The sequence below is a fragment of the Streptomyces sp. NPDC018000 genome, assembly GCF_044328025.1.
Taxonomy (GTDB): domain Bacteria; phylum Actinomycetota; class Actinomycetes; order Streptomycetales; family Streptomycetaceae; genus Streptomyces.
In genome coordinates this window covers 63,395-85,395 of record NZ_JBIRGM010000015.1, presented here as the reverse complement: position 1 = coordinate 85,395, position 22,001 = coordinate 63,395, and the positions used below count along the sequence as shown (strand labels likewise).

General features: G+C 73.6%; 14 protein-coding genes. 5 read left to right on the top strand and 9 right to left on the bottom strand.

From position 1 onward, the window contains the following. Positions 1-12: 12 nt before the first annotated feature. The gene (locus ACH4EW_RS25335; protein WP_398260549.1) at positions 13-426 is read right to left on the bottom strand and encodes a hypothetical protein; all 414 of its coding nucleotides are present in this window, start codon (positions 424-426) and stop codon (positions 13-15) included. 255 nt (positions 427-681) lie between these two features. Here ACH4EW_RS25335 and ACH4EW_RS25330 point away from each other — a divergent pair, with 255 nt between their 5' ends. Further along, a complete protein-coding gene (locus ACH4EW_RS25330) occupies positions 682-1,464 on the top strand; it encodes an MBL fold metallo-hydrolase (protein ID WP_398260547.1) in 783 nt (260 codons plus the stop codon). After that, the gene (locus ACH4EW_RS25325) at positions 1,461-2,081 is read left to right on the top strand and encodes a DedA family protein (protein WP_398260545.1); all 621 of its coding nucleotides are present in this window, start codon (positions 1,461-1,463) and stop codon (positions 2,079-2,081) included. Before ACH4EW_RS25330 ends, ACH4EW_RS25325 begins: the two co-directional genes overlap by 4 nt. Before the next feature lie 17 nt (positions 2,082-2,098). On the opposite strand, the gene ACH4EW_RS25320 is transcribed toward ACH4EW_RS25325, so the two are convergent. From ACH4EW_RS25320 to ACH4EW_RS25310, 3 genes are all read right to left on the bottom strand, one after another. Beyond that, entirely contained in the window at positions 2,099-3,157 is a 1,059-nt protein-coding gene (locus ACH4EW_RS25320; RefSeq protein ID WP_398260543.1) for an MBL fold metallo-hydrolase, read from the bottom strand. Between the two features lie 134 nt (positions 3,158-3,291). Continuing rightward, positions 3,292-4,560: an aminotransferase class I/II-fold pyridoxal phosphate-dependent enzyme gene (locus tag ACH4EW_RS25315; protein ID WP_398260541.1), complete on the bottom strand. Its 1,269-nt coding sequence runs from the start codon at positions 4,558-4,560 to the stop codon at positions 3,292-3,294. Between the two features lie 154 nt (positions 4,561-4,714). Then, the gene (locus ACH4EW_RS25310) at positions 4,715-5,566 is read right to left on the bottom strand and encodes an SMP-30/gluconolactonase/LRE family protein (protein ID WP_398260539.1); all 852 of its coding nucleotides are present in this window, start codon (positions 5,564-5,566) and stop codon (positions 4,715-4,717) included. Positions 5,567-5,872: 306 nt separating this feature from the next. Between ACH4EW_RS25310 and ACH4EW_RS25305 the strand changes: the two genes are divergently transcribed. Together ACH4EW_RS25305 and ACH4EW_RS25300 are read left to right on the top strand one after the other, a co-directional pair. Beyond that, a complete protein-coding gene (locus tag ACH4EW_RS25305) occupies positions 5,873-6,682 on the top strand; it encodes a methyltransferase domain-containing protein (RefSeq protein ID WP_398260537.1) in 810 nt (269 codons plus the stop codon). A gap of 24 nt (positions 6,683-6,706) precedes the next feature. Further along, positions 6,707-7,060 carry a VOC family protein gene (locus tag ACH4EW_RS25300; protein ID WP_398260535.1) on the top strand — a complete coding sequence of 118 codons (354 nt, stop codon included), beginning with the start codon at positions 6,707-6,709 and terminating at the stop codon, positions 7,058-7,060. A 72-nt stretch (positions 7,061-7,132) separates the two neighbouring features. On the opposite strand, the gene ACH4EW_RS25295 is transcribed toward ACH4EW_RS25300, so the two are convergent. After that, positions 7,133-9,103: a DUF5107 domain-containing protein gene (locus tag ACH4EW_RS25295; protein ID WP_398260533.1), complete on the bottom strand. Its 1,971-nt coding sequence runs from the start codon at positions 9,101-9,103 to the stop codon at positions 7,133-7,135. 229 nt (positions 9,104-9,332) lie between these two features. On the opposite strand from ACH4EW_RS25295, the gene ACH4EW_RS25290 reads away from it, so the two are divergent. Continuing rightward, positions 9,333-9,668 (top strand): DUF6204 family protein, encoded by a 336-nt coding sequence (locus tag ACH4EW_RS25290; protein WP_398260531.1) that lies wholly within the window; start codon positions 9,333-9,335, stop codon positions 9,666-9,668. 501 nt (positions 9,669-10,169) lie between these two features. Here the strand turns inward: ACH4EW_RS25290 and ACH4EW_RS25285 are convergent. From ACH4EW_RS25285 to ACH4EW_RS25270, 4 genes are all read right to left on the bottom strand, one after another. Beyond that, positions 10,170-12,029 (bottom strand): hypothetical protein, encoded by a 1,860-nt coding sequence (locus tag ACH4EW_RS25285; protein ID WP_398260529.1) that lies wholly within the window; start codon positions 12,027-12,029, stop codon positions 10,170-10,172. After that, the gene (locus tag ACH4EW_RS25280) at positions 12,026-15,799 is read right to left on the bottom strand and encodes a DUF5682 family protein (RefSeq protein WP_398260527.1); all 3,774 of its coding nucleotides are present in this window, start codon (positions 15,797-15,799) and stop codon (positions 12,026-12,028) included. The genes ACH4EW_RS25285 and ACH4EW_RS25280 overlap by 4 nt, the downstream gene beginning before the upstream one ends. Beyond that, entirely contained in the window at positions 15,796-16,950 is a 1,155-nt protein-coding gene (locus ACH4EW_RS25275; protein ID WP_398260525.1) for an AAA family ATPase, read from the bottom strand. The genes ACH4EW_RS25280 and ACH4EW_RS25275 overlap by 4 nt, the downstream gene beginning before the upstream one ends. A 138-nt stretch (positions 16,951-17,088) precedes the next feature. Further along, entirely contained in the window at positions 17,089-21,999 is a 4,911-nt protein-coding gene (locus ACH4EW_RS25270; RefSeq protein WP_398260593.1) for a DNA-binding protein, read from the bottom strand. Positions 22,000-22,001: the final 2 nt, after the last annotated feature.

Sequence of the window (22,001 nt, the reverse complement as noted above, 5' to 3'; positions counted from 1 at the left end):
GCAGGAGGCCGGTCAGCAGCCGTCGTATCCGGCGGTCGGCATGGAGAGCCTGCGGTGCACACTCGCCTTCGTACGGGCGCTGTACAGCGGCTCGTCCAGTCCCGCGATCTCCAGCCGTACACCGCGCCGCTCGCATTCCGCGGCAAACTCCGGCACCGAGGTGAGGGCCCGCGCCAGCACCCGGTCGTTGGCGGCGACGAATAATTCGACATCGCCGCTCTCGACGTCCGCCCACAGGGCGCGGTGGTCGGGACGCAGCCCGTAGAAGCGCAGCTGCCGGGTGACGACGTATCCCTTGTCGGCGGCCCAGCGGGCACACATATCGTGCTGGCTGCGGGTGTCCACGAGGAACGGATCGCTGTCGAGCTCTTCGAGCGGTGTGAGACTGGCGATGGCCGCCACCCGTACCTCCGTTGCGTCCACCATGGCCGTCCCCCCGTGTTGGTGCCGCGACCTTACCTCTCCGGCTCCCGTACAAAAAGGCGCATGTCGGGGCTGTAGGAGTGCGGAGCACGGACACGGAACGCCGGTGCACCCCCGCCCCGGGGCGAAGGGCACGAGGACGACGGCGTTGCCGGCGCGGCGGCCGTGGCCGGACGGAGCCGGGTCACCCGGTCCGGTCACGGCACTAGGCTCGGCACCAGGGCCGGAACAAGGAACCTGGGAACGAGGAGGCAGCGCGTGCCGGTGGAAGTCACCTGGTGGGGTCATGCCACCTGCACGATCGAGGACTCCGGGGTCCGTGTGCTGACCGATCCGCTCTTCGTGCGGCGCTTCGCGCACCTGCGCCGTCGCCGCGGCGAGCTGCCCGGCCCCGAGGCCGCGGTCGCCGATGTGGTGCTCGTCTCGCATCTGCACTCCGACCATCTGCATCTGCCGTCGCTGGCCCGGCTCGCCCCCGGCAGCCGGCTGATCGTGCCGGCGGGTGCGGTGCGCGCCGTGCCGGGGCTGCGGAAGCTGCGCTCGGTGCGCGGGCTGCGGATCACCGAGGTGACACCGGGCGACGAGGTCCGGGTCGGCGAGGTGCGGGTACGGGCCGTTCCCGCACTGCACGACGGCAGGCGTCTGCCCGTGGGCCCGCACCGCTCTCCCGCGCTCGGCTATGTGGTCGAGGGCGAAGCACGGACGTATTTCGCCGGTGATACCGGGCTCTTCGACGACATGGCCCAGGCGGTCGGTCCGGTGGATGTGGCGCTGCTGCCGGTGGGCGGCTGGGGTCCGTATCTGGGCCACAGTCATCTGGACGCGGGCCGGGCCGCGCAGGCGCTGGCCCGGCTGGCGCCGCTGTCGGCCGTACCGGTGCACTACGGCACGTACTGGCCGATCGGAATGGACGGAGTCAGGCCGCACGAGTTCCACGCACCTGGAGACGAGTTCGTCCGCAAAGCGGCGCTGCTGGCGCCGGAGGTGGCGGTGCACCGGCTGTCCCACGGCGAACATGTGCGGCCGGAGGCCGCCAGGTGATCCAGGAGGTCGTGAGACAGCTGCCCCCGGAATCGACGCAGCAGGCGATCGGCTATCCGTCCCTGTTCCTGCTGGTGGCGCTGGGCGCGCTGGTGCCGGTCGTGCCCACGGGTGCGCTGGTGAGTTCGGCCGCGGTGGTGGCGCTGCATCAGTCGTTGCCGTTCTCGCTGCTGATCGTCTTCGGGGTGGCGTCGGCCGCGGCGTTCGTCGGCGACATCTGTCTGTACTGGCTCGGTCAGCGCGGGGTGCGGTCGAAGAACGGTTCGAAGTGGCTGCGGGCGATCAGCAACCGGGCCGCTCCGGAGCGGCTGGCGCAGGCGCAGCAGAAGCTGGACGAGCACGGTTCGGTGGTGCTCGTGCTGTCGAGGCTGGTACCGGCGGGACGGATTCCGGTGATGCTGGCCTGTCTGCTGAGCCGAATGCCGCTGCGCCGGTTCGCCCGTGGGGATGTGCCGGCCTGTCTGGCATGGGCGGCGACGTACCAGCTGATCGGTGTTCTGGGCGGTTCGCTCTTCCCCAAGCCGTGGCAGGGTGTGGTCGCGGCGGTGGGTCTGACCCTGCTGATCAGCGCGACGCCTGCGGTGTGGCGCCGGATGCGGATGCGGTTCAGTCACTGACCGTGCGGGGCGCTGCTTCAGCCGCTGACCGTGCGGGGTACCGGCTCAAGCACGCGGGAGCCGCCGATCGGCAGGTCCCAGAGCCGTTTCCGGGGGTGTCCGGCCCGCTGCCAGGCGGTACGCAGTCGGGTCAGCGGTTCGAGTACGGGCTCCGCCGAGAGCAGGAAGGTGGCCCAGTGCATCGGCGCCATCGCGCGGGCGCCTAAATCCTCGTACGCCTGCACGGCCTCCTCCGGATCGGTGTGTACGTCACCGAGCCACCAGCGCGGTTCGTACGCCCCGATCGGCAACAGGGTCAGATCGATGCCGGGGTACCGGCGACCGATCTCGCCGAACCAGTGCCCGTACCCGGTGTCCCCGGCGAAGTGGATCCGCTGCCCGTCGCGGCCGGCGGTGGCGATGATCCAGCCGCCCCACAGGGAGCGGCAGGTGTCGGTGAGGGTCCGCTTGGACCAGTGGTGGGCGGGCACGAAGTCGAAGCGGACGCCGTTCAGCCGGGCCGATTCCCACCAGTCGAGTTCGGTGACACAGGTGAAGCGGCGACGGCGGCACCAGCGGCCGAGCCCGGCGGGGACGAACAGCGGGGTGTCCTTGGGCAGCCTGTGCAGGGTGGGGGCGTCGAGGTGGTCGTAGTGGTTGTGGCTGATCACGACGGCGTCGACGCGCGGCAGATCCTCCCAGCGGACGCCGACCGGGGTGATCCTGGCCGGGGTGCCGAGGATGCGCCGGGACCAGACGGGGTCGGTGAGGACGGTCAGCCCGCCGGTACGCACGATCCAGCTGGCGTGCCCGGCCCAGGTCACGGATGTGGTGCCTGCGGGGATGGCGGGCAGGGGTTCGGGGGCGTACGGGAGCCGGTGGATGCCGCGCAGTCCCTCCGCGTTGGGCCGCAGGGCACGCTCTCGGGCAAGCCGCGACATGCCCATGACACCCGGGAGCGGTGCGGTGAGCCGGTCGGCGAAAGTTCTGGGCCAGACCCGGAGCTCGCCGAGCGGACGCGGTTCGACGACCTCGCCGCGAGAGACCTCGTACGGGTGCGCGGTCCCGGTGGGGGTCCGCTCGGTCTGTTCCGTCATCGAGAGACTCCCGTCTCGGAGTTCGGCACCGGAGTTGTCCGGGGTTCATCGGGGTTGTTCGGAGTCGTCCTGAGTCGGTTCGGCATCCCGGTTCGTCATCCCGGCTCGTCATTCCGGCTCGTCATCCCGGCTCGTCATCGGAGTTCGCCGAGGGCTGCTGCGAAAATGCTCAGGGCTTGAGCCACATGCGGCAATTCCAGGGGCGCCACAGCGGTGAGGGACTCCATCTGCTGTTCCGGGGTCGACCCGAGGAGCGTCCCGGTGCCCAGCCGTACGCGCAGCGCCCCCAGTTCGTCGCCGAACCGGTGGCCGCCCGGCGCCGGTGCGCCGAGACGTTCTGTCAGGTACTCCTCCAGTTCGAGGGAGTCCGTGACACCTCGATTCGCGAGCCGGGATCTGAGCGGCCCGAGGTCGGCGTAGAGATGGCGGCCGGCCTGCGGGGGCCTGGCCAGCGCGCCCGATGCGAGGACCGCACGGTGGGCCGCCGCGGCGACCTGCGCCTGGAGCGCGGCGGCCCGGCGGACCCGGTCCGTGACGGAATCCGGTTCGCGCAGCGCGTGGCCGGCGGCCATGGCGACGGGCCCGGCGACGTGCGCGCCGAGTGCGGTGAGGATGTCGAGCGTACGGGCATGGCGCACCGCCGCCCGCTCGGTGTCCGGGAATCGGGCGACCGCGACCGGCCAGGCGGACGGGGTCAGCGCACCGGCGAGATCGCAGACGACCGTGACATCGTCGGGGCACATTTCGGCCGGACTGAGCAGAACCGTGTCGTGCGGCCGGTGCAGGGTGTCGCGCCAGGTCTCGTCGCTGACGATGTGCAGTCCTTCGGCGACCGCCGCCTCGCACGCCTCGCGCACGAGTTCCGGCGGAGCGACGGTGGCGGTGGGGTCGTCGACGACGGAGATCAGCAGCAGCCGGGGCCTGCCCCCTTCGGCGCGCACTCTGCGTACTGTCTCCAGCAGCGCGTACGGATCGGGCACGCCGCCGCACTCGGCCGGGGTCGGTACATGGTAGGCGGGCCTGCCCAGCAGCCGGGCCTGCGGGATCCAGGTGGCCGTGCAGGGGCGCGGCGTGAGCACGTCGCCGCCGTGCGCGGCGATCAGCGCGAGCAGCAGCGGCGAGGCGCCGGGGGCGGCGGCGATGTTCTCCGGACTGCCGTGCAGTCCGCGTCGCTCCCAGTAGGCGGTCGCGGCCTCGCGCAGGGCATCGCCACCGCCGGTCGGTTCGGGTTCGCTGCGGCCGGCCGCTGCGGCGAGCACCTCGGCCAGCTCTGGCAGTACAGGCAGGCCGGGGTCGGGGGCCGGCGGCCCGTACCGGACAGGGCCGCGGTCCTCCCGTACGTGATGCGCACCGTCCCCGCCCCGCTGCTCGCGCCCCGCCCGTCCGGTCTTCTCCCGCACCATCCGGGCCTCCTTCGCCGCAGCCCCGTCGCCCTGTGCCGTCGTCTCGTACTCAGGGCCCTTTCTCGCACTCAGGGCCCTTTATACGAGGGTTCGACCGACCGCGCCCGCTCAGCGGAGCCGACGGGAGTCCCGCCAGGCAGCGCGGGATGCGGGCTCAGCGCGCGAAGGCCGTAGCGGGCATCCCCTGTCCGGCGTCCGGCAGCACCAGCAGCGAACCGGACAGCGGGTGCGGGGCGGCAAGCCCCGTGCGGGCCGAGGTGATGTAGAGGTCGCGCAGGTCCGTACCGCCGAAGGCGCAGGCCGTCGGGCGCTGTACGGGGAGTTCGACAATCCGGTCGAGGGCGCCGTCGGCCGTGTAGCGGCGCACCGCGGCGCCGTCCCACAGGGCGACCCAGACGGCTCCCGCGGCGTCGACCGTCAGCCCGTCGGGGAATCCCGCACCTCGCTCGACGGTGGCGAACGGGCGTCGGTTCACGGCGTGTTGACCGTCGAAGTCGAAGACGTCGATACGGCGCGTGGGCGTGTCGATGAAGTACATCAGCCGCCCGTCCGGACTCCACCCGATGCCGTTGCTGCAGGCCGCGACGGGCAGTACCGGGGTGACCGCGCCATCGGGTGCGATACGGGCGAGGCTGCCGCCGGTCTCCGCGCCGTCGTAGCGCATGGTGCCGGCCCACAGCGCCCCGTCCGAAGCGACCGCCGCGTCATTGCCGCGACGTCCGGGCTGGGGGTCGTGGACCAGCCAGTGGAAAGCGCCGTCGGGGTCGTACAGACCGATGCCGTCGCGCAGATTGACCACAAGTCCGCCACCGGCGCGCGGCTTGGCGGCTCCGACGTGCTGTTCGGTGGCCATCACGGTACGGCGGCCGCTCACCGGGTCGTAGGTGTGAACGCGGGAGGAAACGATGTCGACCCAGATCAGCCGGCCGGTGGCGGTGTCCCAGGTCGGGCCCTCGCCGAGTTCGGCCCGCTCCTGTACGGCCACATCCAGGCGTGTGGTGGTCACTTCCGCCCCTTGTGGTGTCCGAGCCGGTCGAAGAGCGCGTCGGCACCGTCGGCCGCGAGGCTCGCCGGTTCCAGAATTTCGCTGGTGGAGACAGGTGTCATGGGGCCCACTCTCCCCGGCCCGTGACGGATGCGCGAGCGCGCCCTGACAGTTGGCCACCACCCGCACACCAATCAACTTCTCGGTTGATTCCATATACCAAGACAGGTATCTCATAATTCGACATTCGAGCGTACGGTGGCCGAACCGGTCAGCGCTTCGCGGTTCGCATGTGGCGCTCTGCGTTTCGAGAAAGGATCCACGGCCATGCCGAAGGAGACCGCCGTCTACACCCACGGCCACCACGAGTCGGTGCTGCGCTCGCACCGCTGGCGCACCGCCGCCAATTCCGCGGCGTATCTGATCGACGAACTCCGCCCCGGCATGACCCTGTTGGACGTCGGCTGCGGACCCGGCACCATCACCGCGGATCTGGCGGCGCTGGTCGCCCCCGGCCGGGTGACCGCCATCGACACCGCCTCGGAGATCCTGGACCAGGCGGCCGAGGCAGCGGCCGAACGCGGCCTGGAAAACGTAGAGTTCACCACTGCCGATGTGCACGCCCTGGACTTCCCCGACGACTCCTTCGACGTCGTCCATGCCCATCAGGTGCTCCAGCACGTGGGCGACCCGGTGCAGGCGCTGCGCGAGATGCGGCGCGTCTGCCGCCCCGGCGGAATCGTCGCGGCCCGCGACAGCGACTACGCGGCGATGACCTGGTACCCCGAGGTACCGGGTATGGACGCCTGGCAGGAGCTGTACGGACGGGTGGCCCGAGCCAACGGCGGCGAGCCGGACGCGGGCCGCCGACTGCTCTCCTGGGCGCGCCGGGCCGGCTTCACCGACATCACCCCGACCGCCGCCAACTGGTGCTTCGCCAACCCGGAGGGCCGCGACTGGTGGAGCGGCCTGTGGGCAGACCGCACGGTCGGCTCGGTGTACGCGAAGCTGGCCAAGGACGGCGGCCACGCGAGCACCGAGGAGCTGGCCGCGATCGCCGCGGCCTGGCGCGAGTGGGGCGCGCGGGACGACGCCTGGTTCATGGTCCCGCACGGCCAGGTGCTCTGCCGGGCCTGAGAGCCGCCAACTACCCTTGCGCTCATGGATATTCTTGGAACAACGCTGCGTATCTGCGTCGACGATCTGGAGGCCGCGGTGGCCTTCTACGAGGCCCTCACGGCCAGTTCTGCGCTGCGCTTCGAGCGCGGCGGAGTCTCGGTCGCCGCGATCAGCTGCTTTCTGCTGATGAGCGGCCCGGAGTCGGAGCTGGAGATCCTGCGCAAGGTGACGGCGACGATCGCGGTCAAGGATGTCGACGAAGCCCACGCCTCTCTCACCCGCGTCGGCGCCCGGATCCTCGCGGGCCCGGTACCGACGCCGGTGGGCCGCAATCTGATCGCGGTGCATCCGGACGGCTCGGTCTTCGAGTACGTCGACCGGAACCTGACCGCCTGACCCGCGGCAACCGGTCCGCGACCGGCCTCCCCACGCCAAAGGATGTGGGCGCGGGCCGGATGGCTTTTACCTTCAAGTCCTCGGGCGCATGCGGTAGTTGTACCTGTCCGGCAGCGGCTCGTCGGTGAGCTCGGCCCACACCTCGTCCAGAATTTCCGCGCCCTCACGCAGATCCGCGACCTCGAAGCCCTCGTCGAACACGGCCCGGGCGGCAGGGCGGTCGCCCTCGGCGATCAGCAGCCGGGCCTCCAACAGGCGGAAGCGGCCGCGCTGTCGGACCGCCGGACACAGGCCGGCCCACACGGTCCGGGCCGCTCCGGGTCGCCCCGCAGTCAGCAGTGCCTCCATCGCCTCGCGGCCCAGCGCCGCCGTGGCGGACGTCCAGGCGTCACCGTCGTCACGACGTTCCGCGCACAGGTCGTCGAACGCCTCGGTGTAGAGGTCGGCCGCCCGGTCCCACTGCCCGCTCTCCTCGGCGGCGACGGCGAGGCAGCGCAGCAGCGGCCAGCGGGACGGGGCGAGGGCCAGTCCGCGTTCCCAGCTGCGGACCGCCTGGGCGCGGTCGCCGGCGTGCCACTGGGCGACTCCGAGATGGTATTCAGTGAGGGGTTCGGCAGAGGCCGTCTCCAGCATGTCGCGCCAGTGCGGGGAGACCAGGGAGGGTCCGGGCGGGGCCGCCCTGCGCGGTTCGGGGAAGGCGCCCTGGTCCAGCAACTCCAGCCAGGGCGCCTGTTGTTCACCGAGGGTCGACTCGGCGAACGGTGTGCCGGGGAGCTGGTACTTGCCGCGCCGGACTTCGAGGGCGCCCCAGCCGGAACCGGTGGCGATCGGCTCGCCGGGCTCGTTGTCGGCGCAGGTGCGCCAGGCGGCGTACGCGGCGTCGACATCGACGCGCGGCAGGGCCTCGGCGAGCCGCCGCTCCGTCTCGGCGCGGGCTGCCGCCCAGTCGTCGCCGTGCACGGCCCGGGGGTCCGCGGACAGCGGTCCGTACGACTCCAGCCAGCTGAACTCTCCACCCGGTTCGAGGGGAATGTGTTCCAGCTGGGTACGGGCGAGTCCGGCCTGGATCTCGGCATATCCGGTGGTGCCGGGCTCGGTGAGCCACTCCTGCCAGCGGCGCCCGCCCGGGCCGCTGCCCCACAGGAACAGCTTCCGGCCGCGCAGCAGATCGGTCGACGTCTGGACGAGTCCGTGGCCGTCGCCGTCGAGGGAGGCGATCCAGCGACGGGCGCCGTCGGGCACCTCGTAGAAGTAGTCGGCGGGGAAATCGCCGCGCAGCGGGTACGTACGGTCGACGGAGCCGGTCCCGGGGACCGGGACCCGGGTCAGGGTCCGCTCGTAACCGAAGTGCCATGCCTCGTCGGCCGGGGCCAGGACGCGGGTGCGCTCGCCCTCGGGCACGGCGATGTTGGACCACCAGTAGACGGGCACGGTGTGTTCGTGCGGGTTGCGTATCCGTACGCCGACGTGCAGGAAGTCGGAGTCCTCGGGCAGCCAGAGGTCCACCTGGAACGGCAGGTCGCGCAGCCGCTCCCACTCCCAGAGGCGGACCATTTCACCGCCGTCGGGTGCGGGCACCCGGGCGGCGTGCACCGGGGCGCAGGACAGTGTGGTGTGGCCCGTGGCGCCGATGTTCCATTCAATGCCGCCGGAGAACCAGGCGCCGTTGAGTGCGAAGTCGGCGAACTGCAGGACAGGGTTGGTGTAGAGGAGTTCGCGGCCGGTCGGCTTGTGGTGGAGGGAGTGGATGCGGCCCCCGAGCCCGGGCAGCACGGTGGCACGCAGCCGGTCGTTCTCGATGACGATCGCGTCCAGTCCGGTGGGGACGCGATCGCGCCCGTACCCGTCGAGGATGCGCACCGGAAGCACGGTGGCCAGTGGTTCGTAGCCGATCTGGCGTGCCATGTCACGTGGCAGTCCGGCCCGGTCGCGGTTGTCGACCACATGCATCTCGTCGAGCAGCCGCAGTGCGGGCAACGGGTTCTCCGGGCCCAGTGGTGCGGCGGGCAGATTCAGTACGGTACGTCGTACGGTCGTGGCCAAGGCAACCTCGCTCCCTCGCGCGGGCCGCCGCAGGTCCGGGCGCCCCCGATGACCATCGAACACGCTGAACAGCGGCCCGGCCAGGGGGCATCGCTGTCAGACTTCGGCAAAAGACCACGGGGGGCGACGGCCGAGGCCGCCCTCCCGCCGATATTCGCGTGCACCCCCTCCCCGCCGCCGTTACCTTGGCCCTCGGCGGTCACGAGCGGAATGCGGAGCGGGAAACACAATGAGCACGCAGCACACCTACCGAGTCATCGTGCGCGGTACCTGGGACGGTCTGACGGACGAGGCGCGCGCCCGGCTCCTGTCCGAGGTGGACCTGCACGGCCTGAGCGCGATGCAGTTCACCGAGGAGGGCTCGCTGACGTACGACCGTGTGCTCAAGCATTTCAGCTTCCGGTTCGTGGTCGTGTCGGACGCCGAGGACGGCGAGGAGATGGCGTCCGCGATCGCGGAGGACCGGGCCGAGACGCTGCTGAAGAAGCAGGGGTACGGCCATGGCGAACTGCGTTCCACAGCGACGGACATGGACACCATGAAGATCAACTACAAGGGGCGCTGAGCGGCGGACTCGGCGTGGCACCGCACCGAAAGCCGCCGCAGACGCGCTGACCAGGGAATTTTCGTCTTTCAGCTCTGTCACGGGCGAAGAAGTGTTCCGGCTTGCGCTCGTAGCGGCGGTGGAGGCGTCGGCAGCCGGACAGCCAGGACTTGGTCCGTTGCGCAACCCATCGGTGCCGGCCCGGGACCGATGGTTCGGGAGCGGCTCGGTGGAGGAGTTCGCGGACAGGCTGCCACACCCGGTGGTGCGGAACGCCGGAAGGACCTGGGCCCGGAACCGCCTGAGCCCACCGGGCGGCCTGGGGCGTGTTTCGAAAGTAGCGTCGTCCGCCCGCAGGGCGGGGCCGGGGGCGTCTGGTGCGTGCGATCGCAAGGCGGAGGGAGGAGAGCGCAGCGGGCTGCGCCGACGACCGACGACGCAGCGAACGTGCGTGCCAGACGCCCCCGGCCAGACGGGACTTTCGAAACACGCCCTAGGCGGCCCGGTGGGCTCAGCGGTAGGTCACGACCAGGACGCGGCCACCAGCGAGCGTTCCGCAGCCGCCAGGTGCACGGCCGAGGCGAGCCAGGCCTTCGTGTAGGCGTCGGCCGAGGGGTCGGTCAGGCGGCCGAAGGTGTCGCGGGGGCGGCGGCCCGCCTCCGTTGTCAGGGCCTGTGCGAGGTGGGCCGCTACGCCAAGTTCCGCCCGGGTCAGGCGGGCGGAGAGCGAGGCCGCGTCCGTCCCTCGGCCCGCCTCAGCCACGGCACGGCGACCGCCCGCGACACCCGTCTCCAGCAGGCGCCGGACGCGCCACAGCGGTGCCTCCGCCAGCGGGTCGGGGCCCGTGGTGACAGGCCCGCAGTCTGCGGATCCCGCCGTCTCGCGGGGGAAGTTCTCGCCCTGGAGCCGGTCATAGCCCAGGTCGGCACGGCCCTTCCATGCGTCCGGCAGCCGCAGCGTGGCGGACTCCCCCGGCACCGGCCCGACCGCCAGCGACCGGAGCGTCGCCGCCCGGTTCAGGTCGGGGCGGCCGAGCACACGCAGGGCGAGCCCCGGGTGTTCGGCGATCCGGCGCAGGTTGGCGGCGTGCGGCAGCTCCGGGTGGGGGTGTGCGGGGCGGAGCCGCAGCAGCGGTCCCTCACCGGCGACGCGGGCGACGACAGAGTCGCCGGCCGCACCGATCACTTCGACGTCGCAGCCCAGCAGACTCGGCGCCGTCCCGCCGAGCCCGCCTGCCTCGGGCGCGCCGTCCGCGAGCACAGCGGCCATCGCCTCCTCCACCGGTCGGGTGAAGAGGGCGGCGGCGGGTTCCTCGGACCAGTCCACCCCGCGCAGTGGCGTCGCGCTGACCCCCCGCCCTGCCCCGAGCCGCCCGTCCGCGGAGACGGTCGCGCCGACGATCCGCAGACCCCCGCGCGCCAGCCCGGCGTGGTCGAGGACGGCACCGCCGAGCGCCACGGACGCGGACCCCGCACCCTTCACGCGGGCGAGGCCACCGGGGCGCACGTCGGACACCGAGTAACCGGCGCCGTCCGAACCGACCAGGTGCGTGGTCACTCCGCCGTACCCCGTCGCGGACAGCACCGGCTCCCGGCACAGGCCGTACACCCGCAGGCTGCCGCCCTGTTCGTAGACCCGGCGCGCGGAGCCCGCCGCGTCCGTGTCGGCCGACCCGGAGGCGAGCAGGGCGGTGCCGGCCAGCAGCTCACGGAAGGCTTCGGTGAGGTCGGAGAGACGTTGTCCCTCGCTCCGCTCCCGCGCGGCCCTCAGGCCCCGTACGACTCGCAGCCCGGCCGCTTCGGCCCGCGGCAGCCCGGCCAGCCGCGCAGTGTGGGCGGCGCGGAGCAGCTCGGCCTGCACCACGGCGCCGCCCCCCGTGACGCCGGCGCACAGGGCCTCGGCGGCGGCGTCCCACAGCGCCGTGGCGGCAAGGACCTGCGCCGCGGTGAGGGCGGCCGACGGGACCACCGTGGCCGCGACTTCGGCGGCGGGGGCTGTGGGTGCGGCCTCCTCGGGGCCCGCGCCCGTGTCGGAGGCTGTGGCCTTACCCGTTCCCGAGTCGTCACCCGCGCCCGCGTCGCCCTCCCCATCGGCGATGGGTGCCGCGCCCAGGACCGCGGCCCGGTGCAGGCAGCGCGGGGCCAACAGGCAGGTGCACACGGCCTGTTCCGCGTTCGTGACCGTGCCGGACGGACCCGGGCACAGCGTGACCGTGGCGTTCTCGCCGAAGTGGACCTCGACCGTCCCATCGGCCGTGGCGGAGGCCTGGTCGGCGCAGCCCGAGATCGCCGCGTCGAGTTTCTTGCGCAGTCGTGCGCTGAGCTGCTCCACGGCGTCGGTGAGGACGTCGGGGGCGACGGGAGGCAGGAGTTCGGTGCTCAACGGGGTTCTCCACGAAGGCGGTCGCCCACCCAGCGGGCGAGTTCGAGCGGGCTGAGGGCGGCCACCGGCATACCGGCCGCGACGAGTTGACGCGCCACGGACACCGAGTAGCGCGGCGTACCGGTGTCATCGAGCGCAGCGCATCCCAGCAGGTGGGCGCCGGAGGATGCCAGGGCACGCACCTCGCCCAGCAGCCCGCCGAGCGGTGCGCCCTCCTCGAAGTCGCTGACCACGACGACCAGCGTGCGGCTCGGCACGGTGATCAGCGAACGCGCGTGCGCGAGACCGGCCGCGATGTGCGTACCGCCGCCGACCCGGACCTCCAGCAGCAGTGACAGCGGATCCTCGACCCGGTCGGTCAGGTCGATCACCTGCGTGGAGAAGGCCAAGAAGTGCGTGGACAGGGTCGGAACCCCGCCGAGGACCGCGGCCGTCAGCGCCGACCAGATCACCGACGCCTCCATCGAGCCGGAGACATCGACGACGAGGAGCAGGCGCCAGTCCGCCTCCTTGCTCGCCCGCGTGCTGAACAGCGGGCGCTCCGGTACGACGACGAGCCGGCCGCCCTCCGTCCGTCGGGTGTGGGCGAGATTGGCCCGCAGGGTACGGGCGAGGTCGAGGCGCCCGCCGGGCCGTCGGGTCGGGCGCGGGGTGGCCAGACCGGTGAGCGCCGGGCGCAGGTGGGTGGCCAGCTCCCGGGACAGCTCGTCGACGAGCCGCTTCACCAGCGGACGCAGCCGGGCGAGTTGGGCCTCGGGCATGCCTCCGGCCAGGGACAGCACTGAACCGAGCAGCTCCACCGACGGGCGTACCGACGCCGGATCGAGCTGCGCGAGCACGTCGGTGCGACCCGCGTCGGCGGCCTCCGCGAGGACCTCCTCGCGTACGTCGGTGCCGAAGAGGGCCTCCAGTTCCTGCGCCCACTCCCGCGCGGTGGGGAAGGACGGGTCCTGACCGCCGCCTCGGCCTGGTGCGCCGCCGGCCAGGTCCTGGGCGCCTTCGCCGCGCCCTCGGCCGTAGAGCTCGTCCAGGGCGTGGGCGTAGCGGCGCGCGTCGCAGGTGAGCCGTTCCTTGTGGCGGCCGAGCAGCAACCGCCAGCGGTCGGCACGGCCGAGCCGTCGGTCCGCGTCGTCCGCGGCGGCGCAGTCCGCTGCGGGTGGGGGTACGGGGCGGGGGTTGTCGGCCGGGTCCGGGCCCGGGTCCGTTCCTGCGTCGGCGTCCGCGCCCGGCAGGCTCAGGGCCTTCAGCGCTGCCGATCCGGCCGCGTCGGCCGCCGCCCACAGGGCGAGCAGCTCGGGCGGGGCGTCGAGTGACAAGTCGAGCCGGTCGCCGAGCCGCTCCGTCACGGTGGTGAGCAGCCTCTCGCGCGCGGCCGGGGTCAGTGTGTCGAAGCCGCCGCGCAGGGCCGGGAGCCGGTCGAGGAAGTCCTGGTCGGCCAGCGCGTCAACCCGGTCCATGAGCGCGGCGAGCGCGTCCGGCGACGCTTGGAGCAGGGGACCGGCGGCTGTGAGCAGCCCGGCAAGACGCTTCGCCAGCGCCCGGCGCGTGTCCGGAGCCGTGGCCCCGTCGATCCAGCCGGCCGTACGCTCGCCCAGCCCGGCCGTGTCGTCCAGGTCGAGCAGCACGCGTACGGCCAGGGCCGCGCCCTGGATGAGCGGGGAGCCCTCGGCCGCGAGCTCGGCGAGCGCCCTGTCCAGTCGCAGGCCCAGATGACGGGCGGCCGTACGGTCCGCCAGCGCCACCAGCGCCGCGGCGTCGGCGCCGCTGTCGCTCCCTGCGAGGCCGGGCAGGGACCGGACCGCGGTCTCAAGGAGTTCCTCCGTGAGCGCGCCGGCCGTCGTGCGGGCGTCCTGCATCGTGTCGGGGTAGTGGCCGCGCCGCAGTCCCTCCAACAGGTCCAGGGCCTGGAGAAGCTCGGGCAGGTCGGCGCTGTCGGGCAGCACGACGGAGGCCTCGTACAGGCGTGCGTCGACCAGTTCGGGCAGGCCGCAGCGCGCGGCGACGGTCAGCCCGGTGAGGATCTGGGCCGGGGTGGGGCCGCCCTCGGCGGCCTCGTGGCGCGCGGTCGCGGCGAGCGTACCGGCTGCGGCCTGGGCCGCGGTCACCCCGCGCACGCCCGCGAGGTCGAGGCGTGCGGGCACGGACGGCGTCCACGTCAGACGCCACCTGGTGCCGAGCGCGGTGCCGTCGCCCGTGCTCGCCACGTCCAGGGGTTCGCCGTACGAGGCGCCGATCACCAGCAGCCGCTGGAGCAGCACTTCGCGGCGGCCGTCCAGCGGTGAACGGAGCGGGTCGAGGCGCAGGTCGCGGCGGTCGGGGTCGTCCGGTCGGGGCAGCCGCAGTTCCGCGAGTTCGGCCTCGACCGAGGGGCCGAGACCGGACCGGGGCGCGTGCGGGCTGATCCGGCCGCGTGCGGTGCCCACGAACACGGCCTCCAGCGCGCGGGCCAGGGCCCGGCCCCGGCCGAGGGGTTCGCCCTGGCCGAGGACAGTGGTGACGGCCTCCAGGAGTTCGCCGCGTCCGGGTGCGGGCAGTCCGCGCAGTGCGGCCAGGTCGCAGGCCAGGCGCAGCGTCTCGGCGGCCTCGCCGGTCCCCGCGGTGTGACCGCTGCGGCGCATCTCGCGGCACAGGCCGGTCACCGCGTCGGCAGCCGCCTCCCGGATCCGTTCCGGATCGCCGGCGGCGGTGAGCACCGCCTGCTGCCACAACGGGTCGCGGATTCCAGCCGGGTAGCCGGACCGGGAGTCGAGCAGGTCGAAGGAGTACGGCACGAGGGAGGTCACCGCCGAGCCCTCGGTCGCTGCGGCGCCGTCTTCCCCAGCCCTGCCGGCCGCCCAGACCCCTGCCGCGTCCGTCCTGGACCCCCACGTGCGGGGCCCCGCACTACGCGGCGCGGCCTCGGACGGGTCGGCCGCCCGCCCCGTAGCGCCGGAGACACTCGCCGTCCCGGCCCCGGCCTCCGCTCCGGCATCCGCCTTCGTGGACGCGAGAAGCGCGGGTGCGTGGAAGGCGCCGATCACGGCTGCCACCCGGCGCCCGTCTGCCGAGGCAGAGGCGATCACTTGCCGCATCCGTTCCTCCCGCGCCAGGTCGGCGGCGGGTACGGCGGCGTCGGCGCGCAGGGCCCAGCCCACGCCCAGCGCGGCTCGGCGCACCGCGTCCGGGGCGCACCCCGGAGCCAGCACCTCCACCGCGCGGTCCCACAGATCGTCACCGTCCCGGCCGGTCCCGGCGGCGGCGAGCGCCTCGGCGTACGAGCGCCGCACCCGCGTCGTCCCATCGCCGGGAGCAGGGTCAGGACCGGCGTCGGAACCGGCATCGTCCCCACCCGTGACCCCCAAGGGCGCATCGGCCTCCGGACGTACGGCCTCGCTCCCGTCCTGCTCGCGCACCGGCCCGAGTGCCCCCGCCGACCAGCGCGGGTCGCCGAGGGGAAGGTCGCAGCACACGACCTCCACCCCGCGGCTTCTGGCCCAGCGGACCGCGGCGAGCTCCGGTGAGAAGTCCGCGAACGGGTAGAACGAAAGCCGTCCTCCCTCGCCCGCCCCCGCCAGGGCGACCGGGGTGACGGTTTCGGGGTCCGCCAGGTGTTCCACCCAGGGCTGGAAGTCGGTCGGCAGCTCGACGCAGACCACCTCGGCCCGCGCCTCTTCCAGCAGGGCGGGTACCACCGCGGCCAGCGCCGGACTGTGGTGGCGCACTCCCAGCAGGTACGGCGCACGCGATGCGGCCAGTGCGTCCACGGCCGTCCGTGGATCGACGGTCGTCAACGCAGGCTCCCGCGCAGGTCCCAGAGCCGGCGCCACATCGCCGAGCCGTTCTCGGCGCGGCGGCGCACCGGGCCGTCCCAGTAGCCCAGCAGCCGTGCGTGGTCGGCGGGGTCGTCCTTGCGGACCACGCCGAGCAGATGTCCCGGCAGCAGGTCGAGCACGTCCTCGCCGGGCAGGTAGGCGGCCGCGACCCCCAGCGACGCCGCCACCTGGACGGCCTCGGCGGTGGACATGACCGTGCCCGGCCGCTCCACGTCCCAGCCCTCGTTGGAGCGGCCGGATCGCAGGTCGCGGAAGACGGTGACGAGGGCGTCGAGGACGGCGTCGTCGACGGCGAAGGCCGCGCCCGCCCGCTGCACGGCGGCGACAGCCTGGCGGCGTATCAGGACCGCCTCGGCGTCGGCGTCGGCGATCGGGTCGACGGTCTCGAAGTTGAAGCGGCGCTTCAGCGCGGCCGACATCTCGGAGACGCCCCGGTCGCGCAGGTTGGCGGTGGCGATGACGGTGAAGCCGGGGGCGGCGCGGACGACTGCGTCCTCGGTGGAGGTCAGCTCGGGTACGCTGATCCGCCGGTCCGACAGGATGGAGACGAGGGCGTCCTGAACCTCGGGCAGACAGCGGGTGATCTCCTCGACCCGCACCACCCGTCCGGCCCGCATGGCGGCGAGGACCGGGGAGTCCACCAGGGCCTGCGGGGTGGGGCCCTGGGCGAGGAGCAGGGCGTAGTTCCAGCCGTAGCGGAACGCGTCCTCGGTGGTGCCCGCCGTGCCCTGCACCGTCAGAGCGCTGGTCCCGCTGACAGCGGCCGCGAGCAGCTCCGACAGCATCGACTTGGCCGTACCGGGCTCACCGGTGAGCAGCAGCCCGCGCTCTCCGGCGAGGGTGACCACACAGCGTTCGACCAGCGCGCGCTCGCCGACGAACTTCGGGGCGATCACCAGCTTCGACGGCAGACCGGCGCGACGCCGGGACAGGGCCAGCTCCGCGCCGTCGGTGCCGCAGACGAACGTGACCACCGCGCGAGGGGTGAGCGCCCATCCGGGCGGCCGCGGCCCGGGGTCCTGGGCGGCGAGGAAGGCGAGTTCGGCGGCATGGCGCTCCTCGGCCGGCTGGCCCTGCCGGACGGGTGCGGTCTGTTCGGTGACGGTCATGCGGGTTTCCTTCGTCATGGTTCGACAGGTGTGCATACGGGTCGGGGGGACCGGCGCGGCGCACCCGGGCGGGCGCGCCGCGCCGTGCTGACGACGGGCGGCCGGTCAGCGACGGCTCAGGTGCCGTTCGGCGGCGCCTCAGCGGCGGCGCCTCGTACGCCGCACCTTCAGCTCCTCGAAGCGCGGGAGGTCGCCGTCGAGGATCCGCTGCCAGGCCCGGGCGTACAGTTCCGCGGCCGGTTCGGTCGGCGCCAGGGTGCCCAGCACCGGCCGGCCGCCCGTGGCCACCCCGTACATCGGCAGCTTCCACTGCTCGACGGGCAGGACGGGCGCCGACTGCTCCGCCCAGGCGCCCGGCAAGACCAGCGAGCGTCCCGCCCGGGCCCGTACGGCCGACACCACCAAGTCGGTCTCGGCCAGTTCGGCCCGCGCCGTCTTGAGACGGGCCGGCTTCCACCCCGTCCATCGCGCGGTGTTGCGGTCCGTCGGGTCGGGCATGGCCAGCAGCATCAGGTACAGCGTCGCCGCGTCGGCGGTCAGACCGCGTGCCTCGGCGACCTCGGCCACCCGCTCGGGCACCGAACGAGACGGATCCTGCGGCCACCACAGGCCCTCGTCGTCCGCCGTGCCGGCCGCGGGCGCGCCCGGGTCGGCCAGCAGCCGTGCGAACGCCGGGTCGTGCGCCCGCCGCAGGGCCGTCTCGACCTCGGTCGACTGCTGATCGGCGCCGCGCAGAGCCACCAGGTACGGGTCGGAGCCGGTGGAGTCCAGCAGGGCGGGCCGTATGGCCGGCCGGGGCTGGCCGTCCTGCGTGGCCATGAGCACCGCGCCGTACCGCTCGTGGTCCTGTGCCGTCTCCGTCGGGGCGCCGGCCACCTTCCGGAAGTCCGCGAGGCTCGTGTAGTGCCCCGCGGAAAGCAGCAGTTCGGGTGCCGCGAGACGCTGCCGCACGGCGGTCAGCGCACTCGGCAGCGCCGCCCGTACCGGATCGCCGGCGGGCAGCCGGTGGGCCAGCCAGGCCATCAGGCTCATCGAGCCGACCAGCACCGCCGAGGTGAACGGCGCATCGGCGGGGGACGCCGTCGCCGGGTGATCGCCCTCGATGTGCCACGGCACGTCGACGCCGAGCTCCTGCGACGACGCCGGTTCCAGCAGCGCCGGGAGCGCCCGGTGCACGGGCCAGCCGCTGCGCGCGGCGCGCGCAGCCTCCGCCGCCAGCCAGTCGGGCACCTGCCGGCGCCGTCCCACCTTCTCGTTCCACACGGCGGCCGCCGACGCCACGTCCGGGCCCTCGCTCCACAGCCGTGCCGGGTCGTCGGGCAGGAGCGCCGCGAGCACCGCCCGGCGTACCTCGACCGGGAGCGCGCGCAGTTCGTCGCGGGCGTGTCCCGCCTCGGCCACCTTCAGCCCGAGCGCCTTGCGCAGCTCGGTCGGCAGGAAATTGTTCTCCCAGCTGTCCACGTCGGGCATGCCCGCGAGAACGATCCGGGCCAGCGCCCGGGACACACCGGTGAGGCGGCTGAACTCGTCGGCGGCCTCCGGCAGGAAGGGCACCGCCTCACGGGACTGCGCCTCCCCGAGGAAGCCGGTCAGCCAGTCGGCGGCGCGCACCCGGTCGCCCACCGGCGCGTCACCGCTCACGGTGTAGGGGCCGGGCACCTCGAAACGGCCGTTCGGGTCGTGGAGCAGCGCGCCGAACTCCCATCCGTCGTCGACGCCGGAGTTGTGCTCGGTGATGCCGAGCACAGCACCGCCGCCCAGGGGCAGCACACTGCGGTGCGCGACGTTGCGCCGCTGGCCGTCCGGCGTGTGCAGGTGAGGCGTCGCCAGGCGGACCAGGACCCGGCGCCAGTGACCGGCCGAGGCCGCCGTCGAGGCCAGTCCCAGCGCGTCCACCCGGCCGAGGACTTCGAGCAGGGCTGCCCGGTGTGCCGGGTCGCTGCCGGGCGCGACGGCCCGGTAGGCGATCGCGGCCGGCTCGTCCAGGAGCGAGGCGAACGGCAGTCCCGAGTAGGGCAGCGACGGCAGATCGAAGTGCAGCCGGCCCGGCAGCGCCGTGGCGGCGGTGTTCGCGCGCACGGACGCCAGGGTCTCCAGGTATTGGTGGGTCACGTCGGTGTCCGCGCCGTAGCTGTAGTAGCCGGTGTCGACGATGCCGTGCAGCGCCTTGGCGAGCACATGGTCGCTCGGTCCCTGGACCCGGACCTCCGTGGGCTCGGCGGCGGGGTCGAGCCGTTCGGCCACGGCGTCCAGCGTTTTCTGCTGCCGCACCGCGAAGCGCAGCACCTTCACCACGCCGGCGACCAGCTCGGGGGCCGAGACCTGCGGCAGCGCGGCGCTCACCAGCTCGGGCAGGTCCGCCGCCCGCTCCGCGAGCACAGCCGCCTTCAGCAGGGCGCCGGCCGACTCGGCGTCGGCACCCCGCAGCGCCGCCGACCCCTGCGGATCACGCGCGCGCAGCATGTACAGGTACGGCAGCGGCGGCAGGGCCTGAGCCGCGGTCGCGTACAGCTCGTTGCGGTGGTCGCACCGGGCCGACGTCGTGACTGTGCCCTCCGGGTCGCTGAGCGACAGCTCGCGCCACTGCTGGGTCAGTGCCCGCGGCCGGTCGTCGCCGGGGAACGTCAGCGCGGCGACCGGCCTGTCGGCGCCCTTCGGAAGGGTGACGACCCGTCCGGTGGTGTCCTCGCCGCGGTGGCCGCCGTCGGACAGCCGCACGACACGCCAGCCGAGGAGCCCGTCCGCGGACGTCCCCTGGGCCGAACCCGCCACCTCCGGGGCGGGCCGCAGCCAGCACGAGCCGGCCGCCAACTCGGCCCCGGGGGCGTGCCGCAGCAGCGCGTCGGCGAGGAATCCGGGCTGCGAACGCCGGCCGTACGCACCGCCCACGGGGTCGTATTCGAGCCAGCCGCCCTTGTCCTCCCCGTCCCTGTCCTGCCACACCCAGTACGACGTGCCGTCGGACAGCAGTGCGCGCTCCGCGGGCAGCTTCGTGTCGCCGCTGTGGAGGACCCCGCCGCCGGTGGTGCGGCCGCCGCCGGGCAGCTGCAGGCTGAGGTGATCCGAACGCATGGCCCAGGAGCCGGCGCCGACTCCGGCGAGAGCGAACACCGTGTCGGGCGCGGTGTGCCAGTAGCCTTGCGGCTCGCCGCGACCGTACGTGTTCCAGAACACCAGCAACGCACCGTCCACGTAGTGGAAGCCCGTCCGCCACACGGACGAGGTGGGCAGCCGCAGATCGTGCACGAGAACGGTGGAGTCGGCGTCGATGACGCGCACCTGCGTCGCGTTGGCCACGATCAGATACGGCCAGGCCTCGACGACCGTCAGACCCTCGGTGGTGTGGTGCCCCGGTGCCAGCTCCGTCAGCGCCTCCTCCCACGTCGGCCAGCGCAGCTCCTCCCACAGACCGCCCCGAAGCGTGCGCGCCAGGGCCTCGCCGAGATCGGCTCCGGCCGCGGCCGCGACCTCCTGCGGCGCGAGCGCGAGAGCCTCGGAGGGCAGCCACGAAAGCCGCTCGATCGACTTCGGCAGTCCGGGCAGCCCGGCCGCCACCGACGAGGCGGCCACCTCGCGCATCCACTCGGCGAGCATCGGGCGGCCGCCGGGCGAGGCGGCCAGCCGCCGCATCACGTCCGCACCGGAGGACGCGCTGTTGTAGCTGTTCACCCCGCGCCCGAAGGCGGGCCGGAAGCGCGGGTCGGCCGCCAGCGCGACCAGCTCCCGCGGCTCTTCGCCGCGGGCCCAGTCCGACAGGTTCAGGGCGTCGCCGCGCTGGTAGTGGGCGGACTTCGCCTCGGGGTCGGCGACCGCGATCTCCAGCGAGAGCAGGAGATCCAGCAGGTTCACGTCCTCGACACCGATCCGTAGGAAGCGCTCGCCCTCGGGCCGCGCCGCCAGATCGGCACGCAGCCGGCCGGCCGCCCGCTCGACCAGCTCCAGCAGGGCGGGCGGCGTCGGGCGCGGCCCCCAACCGCGGTGCCGGGCGCTGTAAAAGCGCTCCAGCCAGCCCGCCGCGCCGTCGGAGCACTGCTCCTCCTGCGGCAGGTCGGCGTCCACGAGACCGGCGTCGGCCCCCGACTCCGCCAAGATTCCCAGCCACAGCTCGGTCATATCCCCGTTGTCCCCGGGCGGGGTCATCGACAGCAGCGTGCCCCGCACGGACGGAACGCGCCGGGCCAGCGCGACCAGCGCGCCGCGGTGTGACTTCCACCAACCGGCGGCGGCCCGCAAGCTGGCCGGCAGCGGAAGGAGCTCGGCGAGGTAGTCCTGCTCCGCCTCGTTGCCGGACAGGGCCGCGGCGCGGGCGAGCCGCTTCAGCTCCACCGCGGCCTGGGCGGACGGCGCGAGACCGCCGGCGGTCCGGCGCACGCACAGCCGCCGGAACCGCTCGTACGCCTCGACGGGCGCGAGCCGGGCCGACAGGTCCTTGCCGTAACCGGTCAGGACCTTCACCGGCAGCGCGCCGGCCAGAGCGAACTCCAGGAACAGGGCGTCGAGCCGGTCCTCGTCGACCGTCAGCCCGTGCTGCGCCTCACTCGTGCGGGCACGGGCGAACAGCTGGCCGGCGTACGTGCGGTTCTCGACGCCGAGGAAGACCCGCGCGGCCTGCTCGTAGAAGACGGGCAGGAAGTGCGGGACGGCCGAGGCGAGCCGCCCGGCCAGCTCGTGGCAGGCGTCCAGGGCGGCCTTGGGCTTGGTCTTGGCCTGCCGGGCAAGCCGGTCCAGCTCCGGCACGACCGCCAGGGCGTGGTGCCCATCCTCGGGGTGGTGCACCAGCACCCACTCGGGAAAGCCGAGTTCCTGGCGCCGCCCGAGACCGACCACGGCCGGCTCGCCCTGCGGCTCGAGTCCGAGGAAGCCGGCGGCGAGGTCCTCGGCGGGGCCCAGTTCGGCCGCGGCCAGCCGCACAACGACCCGATCCTCGCCGAGCACCGCGTGGCGATAGGCCCGCGCGGTCAGCTCGACGGCTGAGGGGCCCGCATCCCGCGCCTCGGCCGGGAGGACCGCGCCTGCCGCGAGCAGCTCCTTGTTGTCGTTCCCAACCATCC